The following is a 15460-nucleotide window of genomic DNA, read 5'->3' as shown; positions in this document are numbered from 1 at the left end:
TTCTTTCAGCACCCCGTCCTCTGCGGACCGGGGTGTTTTTTTATGTCCCGCTGCGGGAGTCCACGGCTTGACCGGATGGACGCCGCCGTCTAGAATGCCGCCATGTCCAGCAGTTTTGGTCAGGTGTTCAGAATCTCCACCTGGGGTGAATCCCATGGAGCCGGGGTAGGCGTGGTGATTGACGGCTGTCCGTCCCTCGTCCCGGTGACGGAAGAAGCCATTCAGCGGGAGCTGGACCGGCGCAGGCCGGGGCAGAGCGACATCGTGACGCCCCGCAAGGAGGAAGACCGCGCGGAAATCCTCTCCGGCGTACTGGACGGCAAAACCTTGGGAACGCCCATCGCCGTTAGCGTGCGGAACAAGGATCACCGTTCCTCCGCCTATGATGAAATGGCCCACACGTACCGCCCCTCCCATGCGGACTACACGTACGACGCCAAATACGGCATCCGCGCCTGGGCGGGCGGCGGCAGGGCCTCCGCACGGGAAACCATCGGGCGCGTCGCCGCCGGGGCCGTAGCCAGGGCCGTGCTCAAGCAGGCCTTTCCCGGCATGGAGGTCATAGCCTGGGTGGACCAGGTGCATCACGTGAAAGCCTCCGTGGACTGGGAGGCCGTGACGGCCTCCGTCATTGAAAGCAACATCGTCCGCACGGCGGATCCCTCCGCGGCGGAAGCTATGATCGCCGCCATCAAGGAGGCGCGGGACGCCGGCAACTCCCTGGGCGGCGTGGTCAAATGCGTGGTGCGCGGCTGCCCTCCCGGACTGGGGGACCCTGTTTTTGACAAGCTGGACGCCACGCTGGCCCACGCCATGATGAGCATTCCCGCCACCAAGGCCTTTGCCGTGGGCTCCGGCTTTGAAGCGGCGGACATGACCGGGCTGGAACACAACGATCCTTTTTACATGCGGGACGGCCATGTGCACACCGTCACCAACCACTCCGGCGGCATCCAGGGCGGCATCTCCAACGGAGAAGACATCCTGATGCGCATCGGCTTCAAGCCCACCGCCACCTTGATGGTTGACCAGCAGACGGTCAACCAGGCAGGGGAGGACGCCCGGCTCAAGGGCAGGGGACGGCATGACGCCTGCGTGCTGCCGCGCGCCGTGCCCATTGTGGAAGCCATGGCCTGGCTCTGCCTGTGCGACCACTATCTGCGCCAGCGCTGCCAGCAGGCGTTGTAACGCGGCTTCTTTCCCGTCATTCATGGACTCCTCCCTCACATTCTACCTGGTACTGGGCGCGCTGCTGGTCGGCTTCATCGTGCTCGGCATGCTGAAGGGGATGATCAAGATGCTCCTGTTCGGCGCGGCGGTGCTCTCCGCCGTGGCAGCGTACTTCTGGCTGTCCAAATACGGCTTTACCTATCTCTCCTTCATCACCAGCGACCCGCGGGAATGGATGGTCACCGTGCTGTCCGTCGGGGGGGCTGCGGCAGTCTTCTTCATCTTCATGCACGGCCTGTTCTGGTTCAGTGACGTCTTCTCCTGGGGGCGGCGCATGGGCTTCGGCGGGGCCAAGGGCATCGTCACCACCATCCTGATGGCGGCGGTTGTCTGCTGGGTGGGCGTCATGTGCATCTTCTACTACGGCTCCATGGCGGAAATGACCCGCGCCCGCGAACTGGCGCTGTACCACATGGATCCCAGCCGCACCATTTCTCTGCCCGCCATTTACTCCGTCAAGAAGTCCATCACGGACAATCCCCACCTGAACTGGCTGGTGAAAATCTCCCCGGAACACGACCCGGAACGCCTCTCCCTGGCAAAAATGATTGCCTACCTGGTGACGCTCAGCCCTGAGCTCTCCGACCAGCGCCGCACCCAGCTGGATTGCTACATGCCCCGCTCCCGCATCACCAGCCGTGTGCTGAGCCTGAAAAGCCTGAGCGAAGACCCCGCCATCCGCCTGCTGGTGGAGAAGGGGGACATGCAGGGCCTTTACAACGACGTCAAGCTCACCCGCTTCCTGGAAGACCAGGATGTGCGCTCCGTCCTGTCCCAGCTGGATGTGGACCGCGTGCTTGGCTTCGTCACGGAAACCCGCCAGACGGCTCCCGCCGGGAATGAATACATTCCCGAAGCGACGCCGATTGATGAGTAAACGGCTTCTTTTCTCCGCTGAATTACTTTCCTTTCTATTATCCGCTTTTCAAAGGTTTTTCTTTTGGGTAGTATTGGATATATTCAAGATTGATTTGGCATGGACGAAGAAAAATTGAAGGAAGAACTGGAAAAATGGGATCGTGAGATTGCACTTGATCCTGAAAATGCTACGGCCCATTTCAATAGAGGGAATACATTGTATGATTTGGACAAAAAAGAGGAAGCATTAGCTAGCTACGACAAGGCTCTGGAAATCAATCCCGATGATGATTTTACCTATTCCAATAAGGGAATTGTCCTGAACGAACTGGGAAGAAAAAAGGATGCTCTCGCTTGCTGTAACAAAACTTTGGAAATCAATCCTCGTAATGATATTGCCTATTGCATCAGGGGAATTAACCTGCATAGGTTGGGGAAAAGAGAAGAAGCTCTGGACAACTACAACAAGGCTCTGGATATCAATCCCCTTAATGAGGCTGCCTATGGCTACAGAGGATGCGTCCTGTGCGAACTGGGAAGGAAGGAAGAAGCTCTTGCTAGTTGTGACAAAGCTCTGGAAATCAATCCCCATAGTGATGCTGCTTATTGCAACAAAGGGAGAATTCTGCATGAGCTAGCAAGAAATGACAAAGCTCTCGCGTGTTGTAACAAAGCTCTGGAAATCAATCCTCGTAGTGACTCTGCCTATTGCAACAGAGGAAATGTTCTAAACGAATTGGAGAGAAGAGAAGAAGCTGTTGCTAGTTGTGACAAAGCTCTGGAAATTAATCCTCGTAATGAAGCTGCCTATTGCATCAGAGGCAACGTCCTAAATAATCTGGGAAGGAAAGAGGAAGCATTAGACAGTTATAACAAGGCTCTGGAAATTGATCCTCGTGATGATGTAGCTTATGGCAACAGAGGGAATGTCCTGAGTGATATGGAGAGGTGGGAAGAAGCCTTGTCCAGCTACGACAAGGCTCTAGAAATTAATCCTCTTAATGACGGTCTCTATTGTAACAAGGGGATAGTTTTGAATAACTTAAAGAGGAGAGAAGAATCCTTATCCAACTACGACAAGGCTCTAGAAATTAATCCTTATAGTGATATAACACTTAATAATAAAGGATACTTATTATCTAACCTAGAAAAAACAGAAGAAGCATTAACTTGTTATATTCAAGCTCTCCAAATTAATCCTGAAAATGAAGTAGCTAAACAGAATCGAAGAGCCCTAATAGGAAGTCAGGGATTTTGGGATAGCTTACGTGACAACAACCATGTGGATTTATGGAGTGCAGATGATGATTTCAATATCCTAGCAAGCAGAGGGAAATTAAAAGACTGTCTAGGAAAGGATTTACAATATATTCGTCGTCTGTGGGTGGAACAATACCGGCTATTACATCTGCTTAGTGCTGATCTTGAGCAGGTGGGGCATTATACCTCGTCCGCCGTCTTTGAAACGTTGTTGCAAGAGCAGGAAGAAACAAAGGGGAAAGCGAATCCTTTGTTGTTATGCAGTTTGGCGGCAGCCAATGACCCTACGGAGGGAACAGTGTTTCAGTCCTTACTGGGAGAAGATTGTATGCCTTCTTCCCAAAGAATCCGTAGTAATCTTGCCGTACTGCAAACCTCCTTCTCGTCCACCATTGACTCCTTGAACCAGTTCCGTCTTTATGGAAAGAATAACGGAGAGAGGGGACGGGGCTTTGCCTAGTATTCAGCCGGTCTTTTTTTGCCGGTCCCGGAGAAACATCCATGATTGCAGTGAAAAGGGATCATGAGCCAGTCTCTGTGAAAGAGCTGGAAACGTGCCGCAAGCTTCCGCTCTATTGGGTGCTGTATTACGACCGCGATTCCGGCCAAGTCTACTATACTCCCGCATGCACCGAACACAGCCTGAATAAAAATTTTGAGATGGAGGAAACTTCTCTGGAAGAATCCGACCTGAAAAAAGTTGAGGACATTGGAAAATCCTTAAAAAAAATCCGGGATACTTTTAAGGCAATCAGTGAGGACCATCAACAGACTGCCCTGGAAATGCTGATTTACCTGAGGCATTTGGTGAAAGATGCCGCTTTTAAGGATGAAAAGGAATTGAGGATTCTTTCATTACATCCTTACAATGACCCTTCAATCAAGGTATTGCCGGGAAAAAACTGTCTGTCGGTCGACTATCTGCCGGTCATTGATGGCGAGGAGGAGTATTTGAAGAAAGTGATTGCCGGTCCCAAGTTGAAGGAGTTTGCCAATCTGGTGGATGTGGCCAAATTCAGGCTTCATCATTTGGGAGGAAAGAAGGAGGTTGAGTTTTGCCAGTCACAGGCTCCCTTGAATTAACTGTTCTTCTCAACAGTCAATGTCCGTGGGTACTGGGGCATGGTGAAGCACCAGCCAAAGAAGCGGATAAAGCGGTAGTAGAGTCCCTTGTTGCCGGCGTGCTGTGTAGTCATCAGGTCGTAGAAGGCCAGGTCTATCTGGCTTCTGGCGATGGGGGCTCCGTTCATTTTGGCGTGCAGCATGGCGTCGTGGAACAGGGAAGGGAGGAGCATGTCCGGCGGGGTGGTTCCCCAGGTGACGCCGTCCCAGCCATAGCCGGGAGAGATGGTGAATGTGCCGCCCTCCGCTTTCAGACGGATGGCGGGGTCGTAAACGCTGGAGGCCGTCCAGTGGCCAAAGTCCGCCTTTTTCCTACCGCTGGTCCAGCTGATGGCGTTTTTAGTGATGTAGAAGGGTTTGTCTTCGTAGAGGGTTCCTTCATACCATCCGGCCACGGCTTCCGGGGCCTTGACAGGAGCGGAGCAGGATTCCAGCGCCACGGCCACGCACGTTACTGTTAATAACAGGTAAATATCATGTGAATAAAAAGGAGAGGACATAGGAGGGCAGGGAGTGTTGCGAACGATTGTTTTTATTGGATTTCCAGCACGATGATTTCCGGAGGGCAGCAGAAGCGGAGAGGAAGAACGCTGCATCCCAGCCCGCGGGTGATGAGGAAGGGAGTGCCGTTCAACTGGGACCAGGGATAGGAGAATTTGGCTTTCTCCCGGGAGATGTTCGCCAGAGGCTTGCCGCCGGGCAGGCAGATCTGTCCGCCGTGGGTATGGGCGCTGATGACGGCGTCCGCCGTGCCGGGAGCCAGCAGGGGAAAGATGTCCGGCACGTGGGAGAGCAGGATGTGGGGAATGTCCGGGGAAAAACGCAGCGGCAGTTCCTCCTGCCTGATTCTCAGGTGGTAGTCGTCCCGAACGGAGGAAAGCTGCAAATCTCTGCCTCCGGGGAGGTGCAGCAGCAGGGAATCGTTCCACATGGGCAGGATGCCCAGCTCGGAAAACATGTTCCGCCACAGGTCCCAGCCGTAGTACTGGTCATGGTTGCCCTGTACGGCGAAGATGCCCAGGGGGGCCTTTAGCATCTTGAAGTATTCCCGGGCCGTTTCCGGACTCATGCTGCTCTCCCGGGTGTGGCCGTTGGCGTAGTCCCCCAGCAGGAAGATCATGTCCGGCTGGGCCTCCATGATTTTTTCCATGTACCGGCGCGCCTGGTCGTCGCCGTTCGGGCGCAGGTGGAAGTCTCCGGCGATCACGATCCGGAGCGGGGAGCCGCCTTTTTCCTTCCACTGCGGCACTTCCAGCGCGGTCGTGACGGTTTCCACGCGCCTGGGTTCCACCTGCCACGCCCACATGAATAAGGAAAAGCCGATCATCAGTATTGAGACAGAGATGATTGCAAGTTTGTTGAGAAGGGGATGACGCGGGAGTGACTTCATGCGGGGCGGGCTCCGGACTGATGATGAAGCATTTCGCCCGGTTTTCAATCATTCGTGTTTGCCAATCGGGATTTTGCTGGTATGATCCGTCCCGCTCAAGGTGGGGCTGTCCGATGACTGCAGGCCCATCTTCATATTAACATCCTAATACCATGCAGTTTACACACGAAATCGAACAAATGTGTTGCGTCAAGAAAGGCTGCAACCATGGTCCGGCCCCCATCCCGCAGGAAGGCAACTGGACGCAATCCAAGGAGATCACGGATATTTCCGGTCTGACCCACGGCGTGGGCTGGTGCGCTCCCCAGCAGGGCACCTGCAAGCTGACGCTGAACGTCAAGAACGGCATCGTTGAGGAAGCCCTTGTAGAAACCAGCGGCTGCTCCGGCATGACCCACTCCGCCGCCATGGCCGCGGAAATCCTGCCCGGCAAGACCGTGCTGGAAGCGATGAACACGGACCTCGTGTGCGACGCCATCAACACCGCCATGCGCGAACTGTTCCTGCAGATCGTTTACGGCCGCACTCAGAGCGCTTTCTCCGAAGGCGGCCTGCCCATCGGCGCCGGTCTTGAAGACCTCGGCAAGGGCCTCCGCTCCCAGATCGGCACCCTGTACGGCACCCGCGCCAAGGGCCCCCGCTATCTGGAAATGGCCGAAGGCTACATCACCAAGCTGGCTCTGGACGAAGACGGCGAAATCATCGGCTATGAGTTTGTGCGCATGGGCCCGATGATGGAAATGATCAAGAAGGGCGTGGACGCCAACGAAGCCGTCGCCAAGTGCACGGGCAACTACGGTCGTTTCGACGAGGCCGCCAAGTACATCGATCCTCGTCACGAATGAGATTGAATTAAAAAGAGTATATCAACTTCAAGCACTATTACCATCATGCCTCTTTTCGAATCCTACGACCGCCGCATCAAGCAGATCAATGAAGCCCTGGCCAAATACGGCATCGGCTCCATTGAAGAAGCGGAACAACTCTGCCTTTCCAAGGGCATCAACGTTCGCGAAATCGTGAACGGCATCCAGCCCATCGCGTTTGAAAACGCCGGCTGGGCCTATGTGGTGGGCGCCGCCATCGCCATCAAGAAGGGCTGCACGAAGGCTGCGGACGCCGCTGAAGCCATTGGTGAAGGCCTCCAGTCCTTCTGCATTCCCGGTTCCGTTGCGGACGACCGCAAGGTGGGCCTGGGCCACGGCAACCTGGCCGCCATGCTCCTGCGCGATGAAACGGAATGCTTCTGCTTCCTGGCCGGCCATGAATCCTTTGCCGCCGCTGAAGGCGCCATCGGCATTGCCAAATCCGCCAACCGCGTCCGCAAGCAGGACCTGCGCGTCTGCCTGAACGGCCTCGGCAAGGATGCCGCGTACATCATCTCCCGCATCAACGGCTTCACGTACGTGCAGACCAAGTTCGACTATGCCACGGGCAAGCTGAACATCGTCCAGGAGAAGGCTTTCTCCAAGGGCCCGAAGGCCGCTGTGCGCGTGTACGGCTGCGACGACGTGCGCGAAGGCGTGGCCGTCATGTGGAATGAAGGCGTGGACGTCTCCATCACCGGGAACTCCACCAACCCCACCCGCTTCCAGCACCCGGTAGCCGGCACCTACAAGAAGGAATGCAACGAGAAGGGCAAGAAGTACTTCTCCGTGGCTTCCGGCGGCGGTACGGGCCGCACCCTGCACCCGGACAACATGGCTGCCGGTCCCGCCTCCTACGGCATGACCGATACCATGGGCCGCATGCACTCGGACGCCCAGTTCGCCGGCTCCTCCTCCGTGCCCGCCCACGTGGAAATGATGGGCCTTATCGGCATGGGCAACAACCCGATGGTCGGCGCTTCCGTAGCGGTGGCCGTGGCTGTTGAAGAAGCCGCCAGGCAGAACGCCTGAGAACGCTGTTAAAATTCACAGAGCCGCTTTCCCGATGAATGGGGAAGCGGCTCTTTTTTATGGTTGAAAGGAAAAGGCGAAAAGCAAAACCGGAACTGTTCCGGAAGCTTCCGCTTTTGTTCATATCAGCTCCCGATGCGGAACCTTCCGTCCCGGTCCGTGCGGGGAGGCAGGCCGCGAGAAGGCGCGGATCTTCTGGAAACAACCGTCGGTCTGGCCGCGGCTGGCGTGACAACGCGGATTTCCGTGCGGCCGGAAGCTGCGGGAGCGGCAGATTTCCCGGGTTCCGCACCGTGAACGGGGGCGGGAGCAGGAACGGCGCCGACAATCAGTTTTTGCTGTTCATGGGCCTTGTAGGCGCGTTGCAGGGTAAAGTCCCTCCGTTCTCCGGGTTTCAGGGAATAATCCGCCTTCTTGCTCTCCCCGGCCTTTTGGGCCAGAGGCTCCACACGCTGCTGCAACTGCGCGGCGGCGTCCAGCTTCCCGGCCACCCACTCCGGATTCCATTCCGGAGTTGAACTTTTCAGGGACTGAAGCAGCTCCGCGGCTTTTTTGCCGCTTTCCAGGGCAGCCTTGTAATCGCCTTCCTTCTCCAGGCGCGCGGCGCGCGTCAGGGAAAGGTTGGCTTCGTAAAATGTGTCTCCGGGACCGCCCAGGGCCGTTGTTGCCGCCAGGAGCATGCAGAGCAGGGAGCAGGGTAGAAGATGCCTTTTCATGATTGTTGGCACTATAACATGCACGGCTGTTTTGGAAAGGCCTTTCTTCCGGCATGTCCGCATGGAGCAGGGGAGGGACGCTACATAGAGGTTCCGGAAAGGAAGCGGGCGACCTTCTTCTTTTTTTACGAAGGAAGTCCATCAAATTTGCGGCTAAGCATTTGAAAAACCTCCTGCGAGGTACGGTCAGGCTTCCTGATCCAATCGTATCCATGGCATCAAAGTGTTTTGAGGTGCCGATGTGCATGAATTTTTTCACACAGTAATTCCCAGCGATCAATTTTTTACTATTGATCTCGTTTTGAATGATATAGTGCTCTCTAATAGCGTGCCCGCAAATGCATGTACCTTCTTCCTCCTGCAAAAATGTTTCCACGTGTTCCCCCAATTCCCGCAACGCGGACGGAAACCGCTTGGATTCGGACTTAGCTACCAGCTCTGAGCAGAATTGATCCATAGATGAATTATTCATGATTTTATTTTCTATTCATGAGACGTGCGTGAAATGCACCCTCACTATTCAGGGAAATTTTCAAAATGTATTTCCCTTCCATATATTTCCCTCCCGTCTCTTTCAGCAGGTGTGGGTTTCTTCCTTATTCCAAGGGCATATCTTCCATTTCCGTATCCGGCACAACTTGACGGAAAGGCCGGAGTGCCGTATGCTGGTTGAGACCTGTATATGACCCGGAACGAGCCATCATCCCTCCCAGCGCCGCAGATGGAGGAAGATCCCAGATACCTGACGGAACAGATTGTGACGTATCTGGGCAACAAGCGTTCCCTGCTGCACTTCCTGGGGATGGGGCTGGAACAGGTGAAAAGCCGCCTGGGGAAGGACAGGCTGAAGGCCGGGGACCTGTTTTCCGGCAGCGGCATTGTAGCCCGTTTCCTGAAAAAGCATTCGGAAGAGTTGATTGTCAATGATCTGGAAGAGTATAGCCGCATCGTCAACACCTGCTACCTGAGCAATCCGGAGGAAGTGGAGAATCTGGAGCTGGAGAGGCATTACCGGCGTCTGCTGCGGTATATGGAGACGCATGAGTCCCCGGGGTTCATCACGGAGTTGTACGCGCCCAAAAATCCGGACAGCATCACGCCGGAAGACCGCGTTTTTTATACGCGCCGCAACGCCGTGTACCTGGATACGGCCCGGCAGACCATCGATTTGCTTCCGGAAGAGGTAAGGCCCTATTTCATCGCCCCCCTTCTGGCGGAGGCTTCCGTGCATACGAACACATCCGGCGTGTTCAAGGGATTTTACAAGGACAGGCACGGCGTCGGCAAGTTCGGCGGAACGGCCGGCAACGCTCTTTCCCGCATCCTGGGGGATATTTTACTGCCGTTCCCCGTGTTTTCCCGGTTTAACTGCCGGTTTTCCATCCACTGCCGTGACGCCAATGAACTGGCCGCGGAATTGCCGGAGATGGATGTGGTGTACCTGGACCCTCCCTACAATCAGCATCCGTACGGTTCCAACTATTTCATGCTGAACCTGCTGTCCTCCTATGAGAAGCCGGCGGAAACCAGCCGTGTTTCCGGCATTCCCGCGGATTGGAAACGCTCCACGTACAACAGCCGGCAGCATGCCCCAGCGGCCCTGTTCCGGCTGCTGGAGGACTGCCCGGCCAAGTTCATTCTCCTTTCGTACAGTTCGGAGGGCTTCATCAGTTATGAGGAAATGACGAATTTCCTTGGCCGTCTGGGACATATCGTCACGCTGGAAACGCCATACGCCACATTCCGCGGCAGCCGGAATTTGAGGAACCGCCCGCAGAACGTGACAGAGTTCCTGTTCCTGGTGGAACGGTTTTAACGGGCAGGGGAGGTAACACCATGAAAGCCCATCTGGAACGCTTCATCCGTTTTCTGGCCGCAGAGAAAGGCTTGAGCGCCGCCTACCAGCTTTCCGTGAGGCAGACGCTGGAGGAATTCGCCCGGTTTCTGGGTACGGAAGACGCTGATCTTTCCCGTGTGGACATCGGCACGCTTACGGAGTTCCTCCGGCATTTGCAGGCCCGCGGCATGGCCCGCAGCTCCATGCGGGTGGAAATGGTGCATTTGCGCATCTTTTTCCGCTGGCTGGCCGGGATGGGGATGCTGGAAAAAGACCCCTCCGCCTTTCTGGAAATGCCCCGGCAGGGGCTGTCGCTCCCCCATGTGCTGGATCAGCAAACCGTTTCAACACTGCTTGAAAGTGTTGACGTTCAGGATATTCCTCTCGGCTGTAGAGACAGGGCCCTGCTGGAGATGATTTACGCCTGCGGCATGCGCGTAAGTGAGGTAATCAGTTGCAAATTAGAGAGTTTGGATATGAATGATGCCTTTGTCCGCGTGCTGGGGAAGGGAGAGAAAACGCGGCTGGTGCCTGTGGGTAGGTCCGCCTTGGAGGCGTTGAGGACGTATCTGGAGAAAGGGAGGCCCAGGCTGGTCAAGCCGGGGACGAAAAGCCATATTTTCCTGACGGTGCGCGGACGGCCGCTGACCAGGGAACGGGTACGCCAGATTCTCCGGGAACGCGCCAGGGCCGCGGGAATAGAACAGCATGTCTTCCCGCATATCCTCCGGCATTCCTTCGCCACGCATCTGCTGGAGAACGGCGCCGACCTCCGCATCATTCAGGAAATGCTGGGGCATGCCGATATTTCCACCACCCAGATTTATACGCATCTGGAACAGCAGCGGCTGAATGCCATTCATCACCGCTTCCATCCCAGGGGATAATAAAGCTATTCTCATCCATGTGCCTTCTGCGGGCATATATCTTTTAAAGTCAAAGTCCAGTGCGTTTATTTCACTAGTTCCATATTTTGCATTACATATATTATGCGAAGTATTAAATCAGGGTGAATCTCCGCCCGTTTTTCCTTCTTCTTCGAGTTTTTACACTCCCCCGTCAGCCAGAAGGGGTTTGCGGCAACTGGACAAATATTGGACTGAGCGTTTGCGAAGAGTTATAGAATGAATAAAGAGTACGGCTTTTAGCCGAGTATTGATTCAGAAGCCTGCAACGCTCCAGATTGCTTTTTCACTTTCCTCCCCATTTCCCGATAGCTGCTCTCTTCCGGCAATAAGAGCATTGCTGGGATTTTCATACGTCGCTTCCTGCTGTCCGTCCACGCGTCTGTACGAAGGCCGGGAAACCGCTTTGCAGTTGGACGGAAAGCGGAAGGCTTGAAGCCTGAAAGAGGCACGAACCAAACCTCCGTTCTCCAGGGGGACTGCTTCCTGTCAAAAACATGGGAACATTCCATGCACCCTGTATTTTCCAGTGGGCTTCACTTCTGGGAACCAGAGCCTCCCGTCCTGATTAAATTTCTCCATTCAAAGGGGTTTTCAGTATTGCCAACCTTTCTTCCATCCCCATCCGTCGCTGAAAACCCCGTCTAGCCGTCCTCTCCTGCTTTGAAGTATTCTCCATAAAAATAAAAAGTCTTTCACTGACTAACCTATTATAACGCGGCAGAAACGGGAAAATTCCTTTTCCCTCCTTAAAAGTTCATCCGGATACCCCTTCCCCTCGCTTCTCTCTTGCCAGACCGTCATTCATCCGTCATAATAAAAAAAGCATGAATACTTTCGTCTCTCTTTGCGTGATCGGAGGCCTCAGCCTGGGCTCCCTCTGTTATGCGCAGCACATGGATAACGATGCCAAGAAGAAGGTGATCAAGGATTTGGATAACCTGCTCGCCCTGAACAGGTCTGCGGAAACCAAGGTGATCAATGCCGCCATCAGCAAGCTGAATTCCGCCGGCAGGGATCCCAGCGCCGCGTACGACCTGCTGATCCAGTCCAAAAAGTTCCTGATGGAAGCGGAAAAGGAGAAGGACAAGAGCCAGGGCAAGAGCGCCAAGATTGCCTCCAATTCCCTGAAGGACTGGATGGACCGCGAGGCCAAGAAATACCAGGACAAGAATGCCCGTAAGGGATTGATGCTTCAATACCAGTGGGGCGTGCTCGTCCTCAAGGCCCGCCTCAAGGAAAACCTGATGAACGCCACGTCAAGCTCCACCGGCGGAACGGAGGAGGAGACTCTGGACGTTACGGAGTTTCAGAAGCCGGCCATGGATTTGCTGAACGCCTACCTAGCCGCTTGCTCCGACCCTGATTTTGTCGATCCCTCTTCCACTTCTTCCAAAAATAACAATGGAGGTGGAGCCGGGAAAGCCGGCGCCCGCATTGCGGAACAATCCGTTTTGAATACGGAGGTCGGGGAGGCCCTGGGCATCGGCAGCATGTCTTCCAAGGCCTTTCCGGATTCCATGAAAAACCGGGACGAGATTTTCGACAAGCTTTTCTTCACGGGATACCGGAAGACACGCAATCTTCCGGCCCTCCGGCAGGCATGGGGCAAGAGAATTTCCATGGAAGTGGCTCTCGGCAAGGTAAGCCATGCCATTTCCACCGGCAAGAAGTCCGGCATGCAGGGACGCATTGCCAATGCGTCCGAAGACGAGTTTGACGAACAGGATTCCTCCGTCCTGGACCGCCTGCGCTGGCGCTGCGAACTGGATTGCTTTGACCTGGGCGACCAGGCGAACGCCACGCGGAACATGATGACGCTGATCCGGACGACGGTAGACCCGGTGCGCCGGGAACAAGGTATCCGCACCCTCCGGGACAAGCTGGTCCAGAGCATGAAGAGCATGATCGCTTCCTCGGAAGATGAAACCATGGCGGACGGTTCTTCCTCCTCCTCTTCAGCCTCCCCTCGTCCCGCGGTGCGGCCTCCCAGAAGGAAGACGCCGCCCACCACGATCACGACCAGCCGTGAAATGGACGATCCCGGAGCCATCGGCACGGATGTGCCGAAGCCGCCCAAGCCGGACCCCACCCGGAGCGACGATTTTTTTGAAGACGCATAACGCTTTTCAGTAAAGGCTGTTGCCTGCACGGCGGCTCCGGAGTTGATGGAATGCACAGAGCATCCTTGACGTCCGGAGCCGCTGTTTTATACAGTAGGGCCATGTATCAGCCATTTCAATTTTTCATGCCCGCGCAAATTTTCTTTGGCGCGGGTTCTTTGGACAATCTTGGTTCCGCTCCCCTGCCCGGCGCCAAGGCCCTGATTGTCATCGGCGGCACGTCCGTCAGGCGGCTCGGGTATCTGGACCGGGTGCAGGCTTTGTTGAAGAACCAGGGAGTGGAGAGCGTCGTTTTCGACAAGGTGCAGCCCAACCCCGTGGTGGAGCACGTGATGGAGGCCGCCGCGCTTGCCAGGGAGACAGGCTGTGATTTCGTCGTCGGCCTGGGCGGAGGCAGCAGCATGGATTCCGCCAAGAGCATCGCCGTGATGGCTGCCAATCCGGGAACCTACTGGGATTACATCCAGGGCGGTTCCGGCAAGGGGCTTCCCATTCCCAACAAGCCCCTTCCCATCGTTTGCATTACCACCACGGCAGGGACCGGAACGGAAGCGGATCCGTGGACCGTCATCACGAAGGAGGATACGCAGGAGAAGATCGGCTTCGGCTTCAAGGGCACCTTCCCCACCATGTCCATCGTGGATCCGGAGCTGATGCTTTCCGTACCGCCCAAATTGACGGCCTACCAGGGCTTTGACGCCCTGTTCCACGCCGTGGAGGGGTACATGGCCACGATTGCCTCTCCCATGGGGGACATGTTCGCGCTACAGGCCATTGAATACATCGCCAAATACCTTCCCCGCGCCGTGAGCAACGGGGACGATCTGGAAGCGCGCGCCTACGTCGCCCTGGCCAATACCTATTCCGGCTTTGTGGAGACCATTTCCTGCTGTACGTCGGAACACTCCATTGAACACGCCCTCAGCGCGTTCCATCCCGCTCTCCCGCACGGCGCGGGCCTGATCATGATTTCCTGGGCCTATCATGAAGCCTATGCCACCGCCTGCCCGGAACGTTACGCCAGGGTAGCCGCCGCCATGGGGCAGGAAGCTTCCGTGGACGGCTTCCTGAACGGCCTGAACAAGCTGAAGGAGGCCTGCGGCGTGGACAAACTGAAGATGTCCGAGTTCGGCATTACCCCGGATTTGTTTGACGAATACGCCAGAACGGCCTTTTCCACCATGGGCAACCTGTTTGAGCTGGACCGCTGCAAGTTCACTCCGGCGGACGTCGTCAGCATCCTGGAAAAGTCCTATTCCTAGGAGCGGGTACCGCCAACAGGATAAACGCGGACAGGCTGTGTGCACACCAGGCAGCCTGTCCAGCCAACAGGAGATTTTGCCCAGGAACGTTTCAATGCGTTCTGAGGTGTCTACGATTTCAATGATGACGGGCACCTTCTCGACAATTTCCCAGAATGTGGGGCTCATCAGGCGCGTATGCCGCCCGGCCCCCATCAGTCCCTTGTACACGGTGCAGCCCTCCATGCCGTAGCGGCGGGTGGCGTAGGCTACGGCCTCGTGGACGGGTACGTGTCTGACGGTGTCGGTGCTGCTGACGTAGATGCGCAGCATGAGGTTTTCTTCCGGAGTGTTCATGATTGTCTCTTATCTGGCGGCCAGGTATCCCAGGCCAATGGCAATGAGCCCTCCGGCAAAGCTGAGGAGGGTGTAAAGAAAGAAGGCGGGAAAGTTCCCCTCCTTCAACAGGAGGAAGGATTCATTCATCAGCGTGGAAAAGGTGGTGAAGCCGCCGCACAGGCCTACGGTAAGAAAAAGCCGCGTTTCCGTATGCAGCAGCAGACCCCGGCTGAACAGCCCGTAGAGAACGCCAAGGACCAGGCATCCCAGCAAGTTGACCGCCGTCGTTCCCCATGGAAAGGAACTCATGGAGTTGATTTGGACAAAACGAGTCAGCAGGAAGCGCAGCACGCCGCCCGCAAAGCTTCCCAGCCCGACCATCAGCAGCATTTTCATCATAGCGGCTTTTCTCCGGTTGAACGGGAATAAGACTCCGGGCGAGATTCCAGGGATGCCGTTGCCGGATGCTGCCGGGAAAGGCGGCAGAAGGCGGAGGAAATTGGTGTAAAGGCGTTCATGTTCGTATGGGGATGTCCTTCAC

General features: G+C 55.9%; 14 protein-coding genes and 1 pseudogene. 10 read left to right on the top strand and 5 right to left on the bottom strand.

Features of this window, described 5'->3' with window-relative positions; genetic code table 11:
• Positions 1-102: 102 nt before the first annotated feature.
• The 4 genes from aroC to P8A25_RS05475 all read left to right on the top strand — a co-directional run bounded on the left by aroC (position 103) and on the right by P8A25_RS05475 (position 4431).
• Positions 103-1188: a chorismate synthase gene (gene aroC, locus P8A25_RS05490; protein ID WP_022398306.1), complete on the top strand. Its 1086-nt coding sequence runs from the start codon at positions 103-105 to the stop codon at positions 1186-1188.
• Between the two features lie 22 nt (positions 1189-1210).
• On the top strand, positions 1211-2107 hold the full coding sequence (locus P8A25_RS05485; protein WP_215443389.1) for a hypothetical protein: 897 nt from the start codon (positions 1211-1213) through the stop codon (positions 2105-2107).
• A 99-nt stretch (positions 2108-2206) separates the two neighbouring features.
• Entirely contained in the window at positions 2207-3808 is a 1602-nt protein-coding gene (locus P8A25_RS05480) for a tetratricopeptide repeat protein (protein ID WP_215443391.1), read from the top strand.
• Between the two features lie 41 nt (positions 3809-3849).
• Positions 3850-4431 (top strand): hypothetical protein, encoded by a 582-nt coding sequence (locus tag P8A25_RS05475; protein ID WP_215443393.1) that lies wholly within the window; start codon positions 3850-3852, stop codon positions 4429-4431.
• On the opposite strand, the gene P8A25_RS05470 is transcribed toward P8A25_RS05475, so the two are convergent.
• Both P8A25_RS05470 and P8A25_RS05465 read right to left on the bottom strand, forming a co-directional pair.
• The gene (locus P8A25_RS05470) at positions 4428-4970 is read right to left on the bottom strand and encodes a hypothetical protein (protein ID WP_215443395.1); all 543 of its coding nucleotides are present in this window, start codon (positions 4968-4970) and stop codon (positions 4428-4430) included. The genes P8A25_RS05475 and P8A25_RS05470 overlap by 4 nt on opposite strands.
• 32 nt (positions 4971-5002) lie before the next feature.
• Entirely contained in the window at positions 5003-5797 is a 795-nt protein-coding gene (locus P8A25_RS05465; protein ID WP_022398300.1) for a metallophosphoesterase, read from the bottom strand.
• Positions 5798-6012: 215 nt separating this feature from the next.
• Between P8A25_RS05465 and P8A25_RS05460 the strand changes: the two genes are divergently transcribed.
• A complete protein-coding gene (locus P8A25_RS05460; protein WP_022398299.1) occupies positions 6013-6705 on the top strand; it encodes an iron-sulfur cluster assembly scaffold protein in 693 nt (230 codons plus the stop codon).
• A gap of 45 nt (positions 6706-6750) precedes the next feature.
• Positions 6751-7758 carry a GGGtGRT protein gene (locus P8A25_RS05455; protein ID WP_022398298.1) on the top strand — a complete coding sequence of 336 codons (1008 nt, stop codon included), beginning with the start codon at positions 6751-6753 and terminating at the stop codon, positions 7756-7758.
• A 125-nt stretch (positions 7759-7883) separates the two neighbouring features.
• Here the strand turns inward: P8A25_RS05455 and P8A25_RS05450 are convergent, their stop codons facing one another.
• Complete coding sequence (locus P8A25_RS05450; RefSeq protein WP_022398297.1) at positions 7884-8474, bottom strand: hypothetical protein; 591 nt, start codon at positions 8472-8474, stop codon at positions 7884-7886.
• Positions 8475-9195: 721 nt separating this feature from the next.
• Here P8A25_RS05450 and P8A25_RS05445 point away from each other — a divergent pair.
• The 4 genes from P8A25_RS05445 to P8A25_RS05430 all read left to right on the top strand — a co-directional run bounded on the left by P8A25_RS05445 (position 9196) and on the right by P8A25_RS05430 (position 14601).
• Positions 9196-10290: a DNA adenine methylase gene (locus tag P8A25_RS05445; RefSeq protein ID WP_102726311.1), complete on the top strand. Its 1095-nt coding sequence runs from the start codon at positions 9196-9198 to the stop codon at positions 10288-10290.
• A 20-nt stretch (positions 10291-10310) separates the two neighbouring features.
• Complete coding sequence (locus P8A25_RS05440) at positions 10311-11198, top strand: tyrosine recombinase (protein WP_102726310.1); 888 nt, start codon at positions 10311-10313, stop codon at positions 11196-11198.
• Positions 11199-12043: 845 nt separating this feature from the next.
• On the top strand, positions 12044-13339 hold the full coding sequence (locus tag P8A25_RS05435) for a hypothetical protein (protein WP_022398293.1): 1296 nt from the start codon (positions 12044-12046) through the stop codon (positions 13337-13339).
• Between the two features lie 101 nt (positions 13340-13440).
• Positions 13441-14601 carry an iron-containing alcohol dehydrogenase gene (locus P8A25_RS05430; RefSeq protein WP_102730974.1) on the top strand — a complete coding sequence of 387 codons (1161 nt, stop codon included), beginning with the start codon at positions 13441-13443 and terminating at the stop codon, positions 14599-14601.
• A gap of 126 nt (positions 14602-14727) precedes the next feature.
• On the opposite strand, the pseudogene P8A25_RS05425 reads toward P8A25_RS05430, so the two are convergent.
• Positions 14728-14913, bottom strand: a pseudogene (locus P8A25_RS05425) (DUF190 domain-containing protein); the annotation flags it as partial.
• 33 nt (positions 14914-14946) lie between these two features.
• Positions 14947-15315, bottom strand: coding sequence for a fluoride efflux transporter CrcB (crcB, locus tag P8A25_RS05420; RefSeq protein WP_102722093.1), 369 nt, complete (start codon positions 15313-15315; stop codon positions 14947-14949).
• Between the last annotated feature and the right edge of the window lie 145 nt (positions 15316-15460).

This window comes from Akkermansia sp. BCRC 18949 (assembly GCF_045011645.1).
Lineage (GTDB): Bacteria > Verrucomicrobiota > Verrucomicrobiia > Verrucomicrobiales > Akkermansiaceae > Akkermansia > Akkermansia massiliensis.
Note: the sequence above shows the minus strand (reverse complement) of the source record. Positions and strands in the feature narration are given on the sequence as shown.